Origin of the sequence: Paeniglutamicibacter sp. (genome assembly GCF_046714615.1) — a bacterium.
Lineage (GTDB): Bacteria > Actinomycetota > Actinomycetes > Actinomycetales > Micrococcaceae > Paeniglutamicibacter.
This window is the reverse complement of record NZ_JBKKAP010000041.1, coordinates 1-8,930: the sequence shown is the minus strand read 5'-3', so window position 1 is coordinate 8,930 and position 8,930 is coordinate 1. Positions and strand designations below refer to the sequence as shown.

The 8,930-nt window shown below is 62.2% G+C and carries 9 protein-coding genes and 1 tRNA gene; 6 read left to right on the top strand and 4 right to left on the bottom strand.

Going from position 1 to position 8,930, the window contains the following annotated elements; translation table 11 throughout:
- Positions 1-114, top strand: a 114-nt coding sequence (locus ACLQ7E_RS05225; protein ID WP_411730882.1) for a Fe-Mn family superoxide dismutase, incomplete at its 5' end; no start/stop codon positions are given.
- A 99-nt stretch (positions 115-213) separates the two neighbouring features.
- On the opposite strand, the gene ACLQ7E_RS05220 is transcribed toward ACLQ7E_RS05225, so the two are convergent.
- Together ACLQ7E_RS05220 and ACLQ7E_RS05215 are read right to left on the bottom strand one after the other, a co-directional pair.
- Positions 214-1,662 (bottom strand): DUF5129 domain-containing protein, encoded by a 1,449-nt coding sequence (locus ACLQ7E_RS05220; RefSeq protein ID WP_411731513.1) that lies wholly within the window; start codon positions 1,660-1,662, stop codon positions 214-216.
- A 91-nt stretch (positions 1,663-1,753) separates the two neighbouring features.
- Entirely contained in the window at positions 1,754-2,527 is a 774-nt protein-coding gene (locus ACLQ7E_RS05215; RefSeq protein WP_411731512.1) for a LysE family translocator, read from the bottom strand.
- Positions 2,528-2,712: 185 nt separating this feature from the next.
- On the opposite strand from ACLQ7E_RS05215, the gene ACLQ7E_RS05210 reads away from it, so the two are divergent.
- Both ACLQ7E_RS05210 and ACLQ7E_RS05205 read left to right on the top strand, forming a co-directional pair.
- On the top strand, positions 2,713-3,159 hold the full coding sequence (locus ACLQ7E_RS05210) for an Lrp/AsnC family transcriptional regulator (protein ID WP_411731511.1): 447 nt from the start codon (positions 2,713-2,715) through the stop codon (positions 3,157-3,159).
- Between the two features lie 204 nt (positions 3,160-3,363).
- Positions 3,364-3,591 carry a hypothetical protein gene (locus ACLQ7E_RS05205; RefSeq protein ID WP_411731510.1) on the top strand — a complete coding sequence of 76 codons (228 nt, stop codon included), beginning with the start codon at positions 3,364-3,366 and terminating at the stop codon, positions 3,589-3,591.
- A 244-nt stretch (positions 3,592-3,835) separates the two neighbouring features.
- Here the strand turns inward: ACLQ7E_RS05205 and ACLQ7E_RS05200 are convergent.
- Positions 3,836-3,909: transfer RNA gene (locus tag ACLQ7E_RS05200), tRNA-Arg, on the bottom strand.
- A 326-nt stretch (positions 3,910-4,235) separates the two neighbouring features.
- On the opposite strand from ACLQ7E_RS05200, the gene ACLQ7E_RS05195 reads away from it, so the two are divergent.
- On the top strand, positions 4,236-5,348 hold the full coding sequence (locus tag ACLQ7E_RS05195; RefSeq protein ID WP_411731509.1) for an MFS transporter: 1,113 nt from the start codon (positions 4,236-4,238) through the stop codon (positions 5,346-5,348).
- On the opposite strand, the gene ACLQ7E_RS05190 is transcribed toward ACLQ7E_RS05195, so the two are convergent.
- Positions 5,345-6,190, bottom strand: coding sequence for an aldo/keto reductase (locus ACLQ7E_RS05190; protein ID WP_411731508.1), 846 nt, complete (start codon positions 6,188-6,190; stop codon positions 5,345-5,347). The two genes, ACLQ7E_RS05195 and ACLQ7E_RS05190, sit on opposite strands and share 4 nt — an antisense overlap.
- 333 nt (positions 6,191-6,523) lie before the next feature.
- Between ACLQ7E_RS05190 and ACLQ7E_RS05185 the strand changes: the two genes are divergently transcribed.
- Together ACLQ7E_RS05185 and ettA are read left to right on the top strand one after the other, a co-directional pair.
- Positions 6,524-7,018: a single-stranded DNA-binding protein gene (locus ACLQ7E_RS05185; RefSeq protein ID WP_411731507.1), complete on the top strand. Its 495-nt coding sequence runs from the start codon at positions 6,524-6,526 to the stop codon at positions 7,016-7,018.
- 150 nt (positions 7,019-7,168) lie between these two features.
- Complete coding sequence (gene ettA, locus ACLQ7E_RS05180; protein WP_411731506.1) at positions 7,169-8,851, top strand: energy-dependent translational throttle protein EttA; 1,683 nt, start codon at positions 7,169-7,171, stop codon at positions 8,849-8,851.
- Positions 8,852-8,930 lie beyond the last annotated feature (79 nt).

Sequence of the window (8,930 nt, the reverse complement as noted above, 5' to 3'; positions counted from 1 at the left end):
GTGAAGGCCGACTACGTGAAGGCGTTCTGGAACATCGTGAACTGGGCCGATGTGTCGGCCCGCTTCGAGGCGGCGCGTGCCGGTGCCCCGAAGTTGGTTGTCCCCGGCAAGTAACACGCCGACACGGCCCCCGGGGCCAGATAGCGGGCTGCCGATCGGAACAACTCCGACCGGCAGCCCGTTTGCTGTCTTTGGGTCCCCAAGGCACTTCGCCTAGAAGCGCGAGGAGGATCCGGACCCGGAGAAGCTGCCGCCGCTGGAGCCGTAACCGGTGCTGCCGCCCGAGGACGAACTGGCGGTGCGGCTTTCCTGGACGCTGGAGCGCCCGGAGCTGAACCCCGTGCTGAACCCGATGACCGACCAGAACCTGTTGGACGGGTACACGGTGCCCAGGATGCTGTGGTTCGAGGAATACCTGGCGCCGTTGGCCTCCGGAGTGCGCATGGCCGCGCGCATCAGCTTTTCCTCCTCCTCGTTCTTTGCGTACTTCTCGATCACTACTTCCGAATACTCCTTGAGCAGCCCGGTCAGGTGCTCGCGGGCCGCGGCGATCTTGTCCAGGCCGTCCTCGGGCCCCAAGCTCCCGGCTTGGAGGTCCGCCGCCCATTGCTCCATGTCCGTGGTGGTCATGGACTTGAACCGGCGCAACGCCAGCGCCGACGGGGCGTCCGGCGCGGCCGCGTTGTCGTCGAGCAATTCATCGATATCCGCCAGGTCCTCGTGTAACGGCGCAAGCTGCCGTTCCCAGGCGCCGGCCCATCCCGAACCCATGTTCAACAACATATTGGTATCGGCAATCACGTCATCCATCCGGTCAAGCTCCGTGGCATTGGCAGCGTACTTCTCCAGGAAGCGCGCAGTATCCTTGCGCACGTGCGATTTTGCGTCGAGGCCGTTGGCCTTGTTGCTCTGCTCGGCGAGCTCGTTGTAGGCCGAGGAGAAGCCGCGGTACTTTTCCAGCACCAGGCTCCCGTAGCGGGAGCTGTCGTTGATGGTCTTGGCGTTCAGCTCGGTGACCTCGAGGTCCATACTCACATTCGCGTAACTCGCGTTGCCCGTTTCCAGTGCCTTTCTGGAACGGTTGCGGTAGGTCCTGCGGACGTACAGGGTGCTGCCGGCGCTGATGCCGCCAACGACGAGAATGCCGCCGCTCCAGGCGTACAGCTTCGGCGATTTGTACCATGGTCGGTTCATCAACTGGGCGGCTCGCTCGACTCCGGCGACGGTACCATCGGTCCATTGGGCCTCGCGGAGCAGGTCCTTGGTGGCTTCCTGGATGTCGTCGCGCTGCGCGGGGGAGACCTTGCGGTCCTCACCGAAGTAGGTTCCCACCTGCCTGCCCGCCGGATCGAGGGCAAAGAGGAATATCGAATCGGCCCATTTTTGCCGATCCGAGCTGAGCCACTCGGGGTGGTGCTCGCGCGCAAAGCGCAGCACTTCCTCATTGAGGTTGTCGCTGGCTTCGCCGTTGCGGGTGTAGATGGCGACCTTGGTCGGTTCGTAGAAATCGATCTTTTCGATGGCCGGTAGCAGCGTGTCCAAATCCAGCGACCCGGCGGTGTCCTCGACAACGATGTCGGTCGCAGCGGCGGCTTGGGCAGCGGTTGCGCCGCCGGTCAGCAGCATGGCACCCAGGGCCAAGACGGTCAGAAGCTTTCGCATGCATTTTACCGTTCGTCGATTGCAGTTGTCCCTATGAACCCTAGCCGGGTTACGCAAATCGTTCGGCTTCGACGGTGCTCGCCAAAAAGGGTCAGTCTCCGAGCAAGCCCATCAGCATTTGGATCGAGCCCAGCAGGGCGGGGACCTGTTCGATGAGCAGTAGCAGGCCCAGGACGATCATTGTCAGTCCACTGGCCAAGGTGATGAAACGTGCCGCCGTGGGACGCTGGCGTAACAACGCCCTGGCGCCCAGGGCAACGCCCGTGTAGACGAAGAGCGAGAGCACCATGTGGCTGGTGCCCAGGATCGCAGTTTGTGCCGGGACCGGCAATGCGGCGTCCGCATGGATGAATTGGGGGATCAGTGCCAGGTAGAGCAGCAGCGCCTTGGGGTTGGTGCCGCTGGTTCCCAGTCCACGGAAAAATGCAGGGCCGAAGAAGCGTTGCCTGGTTTCGGTCGCGGGTGCCGCAGAGACCATTTCCAGCAGTAGTGTGCCGGCCCTGCTGGCAGCGAGAGGCTCCGCCAAATCCGCTTTTCCGCGAGGCGGCTCCGGCGCAGGGCTTTCTTCGGCGTTGAAGCCGGCGCCGCGCCAGGAACGACAGGTGCTGATGCCCAGCCAGAGCAGGTAGGCAGCACCGATGAGCGTGAGCCAGGACAGCAGCTGCGGCATGGAGGCAATCAGTGCCGCCATGCCGCCGACGATGAGCAGCGTGTGAAAGACGTAGCCGCTGCACAGTCCCGCTACCGCCGACGACACCCGGTGCCGGCCGAGTCCCGCGGAAATGGCGTACGCCCAATCGGCACCCGGCGTCATGGCCAGGGCAAACGACACCGCGATGAAGCCGTAGATGACTTGAAGGTCCATGACTGAATCTCTTTCCTGCTGGGAATCTACTGGCAAGCTTAGGAAGAAAATGGCGAAATGTGCTTGCCGGTTCTCGCTCCGATTCCCGATGGTGGAGAAGAAATATCCTGTTATGTTTGATTGTGCGCAAGAATATAGCGCCACGACTTGGAATCACCGAGAAAACCCACGAATGGGGCTGCCACATGGACGGAATCGACCGCGCAATCCTGCGACGCCTGCAGGACGATGGGCGCATGACAGCAACCGCCCTCGCGGAGGACGTTGGTCTCACGCTGGCCCCCTGCCACCGGAGGCTGCGCGAACTGGAGAACAGCGGCGTCATTCGCGGCTACCGTGCCGACGTTGATCCTGCGAAGGTGGACCTCGCCTTCGAAGCGCTGGTGTTTGTCACCCTGAAGGACCGGCTGACCATGAAGGACTTCGAGCGCGAGGTCGGCCAGATCGGCCAGATCATCGATGCCCAGCGGCTCTTCGGTGAACCGGACTTCTTGTTGCGGGTCATGGCTGCAGATCTGCCTGCATACCAGCGTTTCTACGACGATGTGCTGGTGGCGCTGCCTGGCGTGGAGAAACTCACGAGCACGATTGTCATGAAGAACCTCAAGTCCGGCGGGCGGCTTCCGATCTAAGGCGACGACGCTGCCTATTGCGGATTTCAGCCAGCTGCGTGAAGCTGAGGAAGCCGGCGCAACTACATTCGTGGGCGGACAACCATTGATCGAGGACAAGACCATGAAAACCCGCGAGCTCGTTCTGGCCGAAGTTACCGTGACCCCTGGCTTGCCGCGACGGACCCGTGACGGCGCCGAAGTCCTGGGCGCGGGGTCCTGACCATGACCACTTTTCTGGTTGTATTGCGCGGCGGGCCATTTGATGGCCGTCAGAAGACCGTCTCCAATTGGCCGGACCCGCTGATTGTGGAATCCATGCCCGAGGACCTGCACCTGGAGGCCAGGGTCCGTGCACGCTATGTCGCCACGACTGGGGACGCTCCGCATGGTGAGCCTCGGGTGATGGTCTGGGATGGCGCCCATCGGGTCGGCGGAATCCACCACGCCTGAGAACCCGGATGCGAATTCCCGGGCCCGTCGCAACCTTGAAGGCCAGCAGCCTGACGCAGTGACTTCGTGGAAGTCCGGGCCTTTGGCCCGTCCCGACGCGACTTGAAATGGGCTGCCCAAGGTTGGGTCCATTTGAAGGGACCCGGGCTGTCGAAAATGAAAACCGACCTCAAAACGCATGCTTTCGGGCAAACAAAAGCGGTCCCAACCAAGTGAAGACCTGGTCAAGACCGCTTTCCTTGCGTGCCCCCGACGCGACTCGAACGCGTGACCTAGAGATTAGAAGGCTCTTGCTCTATCCATCTGAGCTACGGAGGCGGGCACAAGAATCATAGCCCAAACAGAGGCTGGGTCGATATTTCACCGATGGCGATACTGCGTTTTGGGCGTGCGTGGGGCCGTGAAAAAGAATTACTCCGGACGTATGATGAAACAGTAGACGACCTTGCCGGGCGGCAATCACCGCCACCGCCAGGATTCACTGTTTCGAAGCCGAAAGGATGCCATTGCCACGCCAATCCGCAGCACCCGTTGAACTTGACCAAAGGCCAAGCAACACGGCATGGCGCAATTCAATCTTTGGCATCTTCTTTTTGTGTGGCTTTGCGTTTGCCACGTGGGTAGCCCGACTCCCGGCGGTCCGGGTGCAGCTCGATCTTTCCACCTCGGATGTCGGCATCCTGCTGTTCGCCCTGGCTATCGGATCCATCGGCGGACTGGCCTTTGCGCCAGGCATCCTGGCACGTCTGGGCATCCGCCGCGGCATCACGCTGGGCCTGCTCATTTTGGGTGCGGCACTGGCCGTCCTGGGGGCCGTGACCGAGGTGCTCGGCAGTACCGTGGGCGCCATGACGATCCTCGTCCTCTACGGCTTCGTCTTTAGCGCCACCGACGTGATGATGAATGTCGACGGAGCTGCGGTCGAGCGATCCCTTGGCAAGACGCTCTTGCCGCTGATGCATGCCTTCTTCAGCTTTGGAACCATCATCGGAGCGATCCTGGGCGCCGGGGCGGCACTGCTCGGGATCGACGTGATGTGGAACTTCGCAATCGTCGGCATTCTGATCATGGGCCTTGGCCTCTACTTCGTCCGTAACGTGTCGGGACTCGAACCACAGATGGCTCACGGCAACGACCGTGCCTCCGCGGGCGAGACATGGTGGGGGCGCTTCAGCGGCACCTTCCGCGACGGACATCTGATGCTGATCGGACTCATGGTTGCCGGGCTGGCTTTCGCCGAGGGCACGGCCAACGACTGGCTCACCATTGCCTCCGTCGACGACCACGGATTCAGCGAAGCGTCAGGGGCACTGGTCTTCGGCGCATTCGTTGCCGCCATGACGGCGGGACGCATTTTCGGTGGCCCGCTGATCGACCGTATCGGCCACAAGCGGGTCCTGGTGTTCATGGGCCTGCTTGGCCTGGGCGGCATCGTGCTGTTCATCCTGGCGCCGGCCCCCTGGGCGGTATTCACCGGGGCGCTGCTGTGGGGATTGGGCGGATCGCTCGGATTCCCTGTTGGCATGAGCGTGGCCGCAGCGCACCCCACCGACGGACCGCGCCGCGTGGGCATCGTAGCCGTCTTCGGCTACTCCTCCATGCTTATCGGGCCGCCGGTCCTAGGTTTCCTCGGCGAACACTACGGGGTGCTCAACGCCTTCATCCTTGTGGCAGGAATCCTGTTCATGACGCTTCTTATCACGCCCAAGGCCACCGCGGTCCCGAGGCTGCCCCCGGAACCGCAACGAGTGGACTAGTGCCCGAAACGCATTGGGTCGGCCGGCTCATCGGCAGTGCCGTCCAGTGCATCGATGGCCAGGATCTCCTCGGGGGAGAGATTGAACGTAAAGACATCGAGGTTCTCGGCCAGGCGGTCGGGGCTCGAGGTCTTGGGGATGGGGACGACGCCGCGATCGATCTGCCAGCGGAGCACGGCCTGCGCCGGAGTGACCTTGTGGGCTGTGGCCGCCGCGAGCACCGGGGCCGCGTTGAGCAGATCGTGTTTTCCGCGGCCCAGTGGAGCCCAGCCTTCGGTGAGAATCCCGTGTTCGGCGTGGAAGGCCAGCCGGGCATCGTCGAGCCAAAACGGCGAATGCTGGATCTGGTTGACGTCCGGAACCACCCCGGTGGCGTCAATCAGCTCCTGTAGCTGTGCGACCGTGAAGTTCGAGGTTCCGATGGCTCGGACCCTGCCGCGCTTCAGCAGCTTGACCAGCCCCTCCCAGGCCTGGACGTAATTGCCCTCCTGCGGGTTGGGCCAATGGATCAGGAACAAGTCAAGGTATTCCATGCCCAGCCGTTGGCAGCTGTTCTCCCAGGCGTCCTGCACACCCTGGACCGAATGCCACTGCACATTGAATTTTGAGGTGATGAACAATTCCTCGCGGGGAACCGACGTCGAACCGATGCCCTCTCCGATGCCTTCCTCGTTTGCGTAGTTCTCCGCGGTGTCAATGAGCCGGTATCCGGCATCCAACGCGTGGGCGACTGCTGCTCCGGCCTGGATGTCATCCAGGGGCCACGTACCAAGGCCGATGGAGGGCATGAAGGCGCCATTGTTGAGTTCACGTAACGGGACCGATGCATAGTTATCTGGCATTTGGCCATGCTATGGCACCTGCGGGAATACCGATAGGGGGGTGGGATCGTCCCTGGCCGAATGCGGAGATGCGCCTGTTGCACTGCGATTCGTCCATGTACTCGTTGGCCGGTCTTCGTCACTGGTGGATACCAAGGAGTTCAGCTACTTTTCGGCGGGCGCACCGCTGCAGCCAGTTCCCCACACAATCGCCGCGGCCATTCCGGCTTTCGATCACGCTCCCGGTGTTCATCCACAGCACCGGAGTCCCGCCGCATGGCAGCGCGGGTGCTGCATCACACTGGGGTGACGAGGCAAGAAGTACTTGCCCACAGTCGAACATTGGAGTGCACCATGACGGACCACATTACGTTGCGCGGTGTGGTGGGAACCGAGCCCCGCACCAGCGGGGGAAACAGCGGCACGCCCATTGCAAAGTTCCGCATGGTCAGCAACGAGCGGCGGCAGGACCCCGAATCGGGGCAATGGATCGATGTGCACAGTAATTGGTACACCGTCTCCTGCTTCCGGGCCATGGCCACCAACATGCTTGCCAGCATTCACATGGGAGACCATGTGGTGGTCTACGGCAAGATGCAGGTTCGTGAATACGACCGCCAGGACGGAACCCGCGGCTTCAGCGTGGACATCGAGGCCATGGCGCTTGGCCACGACCTGCGATTCGGGGTCAGCCGATTTGAAAGGGTCAGGCGCGCAGGGGGAGATGACAACGCCGAGCAGCACCTCCGTCACGGTAAACAGGATCGGGAGCGTGAGGAGTCGACCGACGAGTTCCCGGTGACCGGATGGCCGGACAGTGAGCCGGGCGCCGACACCGAGGCGGCCTAGCTTCCCCGGGCACGAATCGGACACAAACGTGTGGGCGGCCACAGCACATTGGTGCCGTGGCCGTCCGATGTGCGCAGGAACATGCCCCATCTCTTGAAACCGGGCACAACAATTGGGAGTAAGGCTCCCCGAGGCACTAGCCTTGAGGGCATGGCGGAATTCATTTACACGATGACCAAGGCTCGCAAGGCCGTTGGCGACAAAGTCATTCTCGACGATGTCAGCATGTCGTTCTACCCAGGCGCAAAAATTGGCGTGGTTGGACCGAACGGTGCTGGTAAATCGACGATCCTGAAGATCATGGCAGGGCTGGACATACCCTCCAACGGTGAGGCGCGCCTCAGCCCGGGATACAGCGTCGGAATCCTGTTGCAGGAACCGCCGCTGAATGAGGAAAAGACTGTCCTGGGCAACGTCCAGGAGGGCGTCGGGGAGATCTACGAAAAGATCACCCGCTACAACCAGATCTCTGAGGAGATGGCCCTGGACGGTGCCGACTTCGACGCACTGCTCGAGGAAATGGGCCACCTGCAGGAAGCCATCGACACTGCCGACGCGTGGGACATCGACTCCCAGCTCGAGCAGGCCATGGACGCACTGCAGTGCCCGCCGGGAGACTCCTCGGTGACCACCCTTTCCGGTGGTGAGCGACGCCGTGTCGCGTTGTGCAAGCTGTTGCTGCAGAAGCCCGACCTGTTGCTCCTCGATGAGCCCACCAACCACCTTGACGCCGAGTCAGTGTTATGGCTCGAACAGCACCTGTCCGCGTACCACGGCGCAGTCCTGGCCGTGACCCACGACCGGTACTTCCTGGACCACGTGGCCCAGTGGATCTGTGAAGTCGACCGCGGTCGCCTGCACGCCTACGAAGGCAACTACTCGGCCTACCTGGAAAAGAAGCGCGAGCGCCTCGAGGTCCAGGGCAAGAAGGACCAGAAGCTTGCCAAGCGACTGAGCGAGGAACTCGAATGGGTTCGCTCCAACGCCAAGGGCCGCCAGACCAAGTCGAAGGCCCGTCTGGCCAGGTACGAGGAAATGGCTTCGGAAGCCGAACGCACCCGGAAGCTGGACTTCGAGGAAATCCAGATTCCGGCAGGTCCGCGTCTGGGCTCGGTTGTCATCGAGGCCAAGAACCTGAAGAAGGGTTTCGACGACCGTGTGTTGATCGACAACCTGACCTTCTCGTTGCCCCGCAACGGCATCGTGGGTGTCATTGGCCCCAACGGCGTGGGCAAGTCCACGTTGTTCAAGACCATTGTTGGCATGGAGCCGATCGACTCCGGTGATCTCAAGATCGGCGATACCGTCAAGATCTCCTACGTTGACCAGAACCGTGGCGGCATCGACCCGGAAAAGTCGTTGTGGGAAGTTGTCTCCGAGGGGAACGACTACATCCAGGTCGGCCAGGTCGAGGTGCCTTCGCGCGCCTACGTCTCGGCTTTCGGCTTCAAGGGCCCGGACCAGCAGAAGAAGGCCGGTGTGCTCTCCGGTGGTGAGCGCAACCGCCTGAACCTGGCACTGACCCTCAAGCAGGGCGGCAACTTGCTGCTCCTTGACGAACCGACCAACGACCTCGACGTCGAAACCCTCGGCTCGCTGGAAAACGCGTTGCTCGAATTCCCGGGTTGCGCAGTGGTCGTGTCACACGACCGTTGGTTCCTGGACCGAGTTGCCACCCACATCCTGTCCTACGAGGGCACCGATGAGGACCCGGCAAACTGGTACTGGTTCGAGGGCAACTTCGAATCCTACGAGGCCAACAAGGTCGAGCGCATGGGCCCGGAGGCTGCAAAGCCGCACCGCGTCACCCACCGCCGCCTGACCCGCGACTAGTAGTCGCCAAGTGGCAACCCGGGAAACCTTGGGTCGTCACTTGGAAACGGGCGCCGGCGGTGCGGATGAACATTTCATC

Excerpts from the sequence above, each read along its gene's own strand:
- ACLQ7E_RS05220 (WP_411731513.1), bottom strand. The coding sequence starts at position 1,662 with ATGCGAAAGCTTCTGACCGTCTTGGCCCTGGGTGCCATGCTGCTGACC.
- ACLQ7E_RS05205 (WP_411731510.1), top strand. The coding sequence starts at position 3,364 with ATGACCACTTTTCTGGTTGTATTGCGCGGCGGGCCATTTGATGGCCGT.
- ACLQ7E_RS05215 (WP_411731512.1), bottom strand. The coding sequence starts at position 2,527 with ATGGACCTTCAAGTCATCTACGGCTTCATCGCGGTGTCGTTTGCCCTG.
- ACLQ7E_RS05185 (WP_411731507.1), top strand. The coding sequence starts at position 6,524 with ATGACGGACCACATTACGTTGCGCGGTGTGGTGGGAACCGAGCCCCGC.
- ettA (WP_411731506.1), top strand. The coding sequence starts at position 7,169 with ATGGCGGAATTCATTTACACGATGACCAAGGCTCGCAAGGCCGTTGGC.
- ACLQ7E_RS05190 (WP_411731508.1), bottom strand. The coding sequence starts at position 6,190 with ATGCCAGATAACTATGCATCGGTCCCGTTACGTGAACTCAACAATGGC.
- ACLQ7E_RS05210 (WP_411731511.1), top strand. The coding sequence starts at position 2,713 with ATGGACGGAATCGACCGCGCAATCCTGCGACGCCTGCAGGACGATGGG.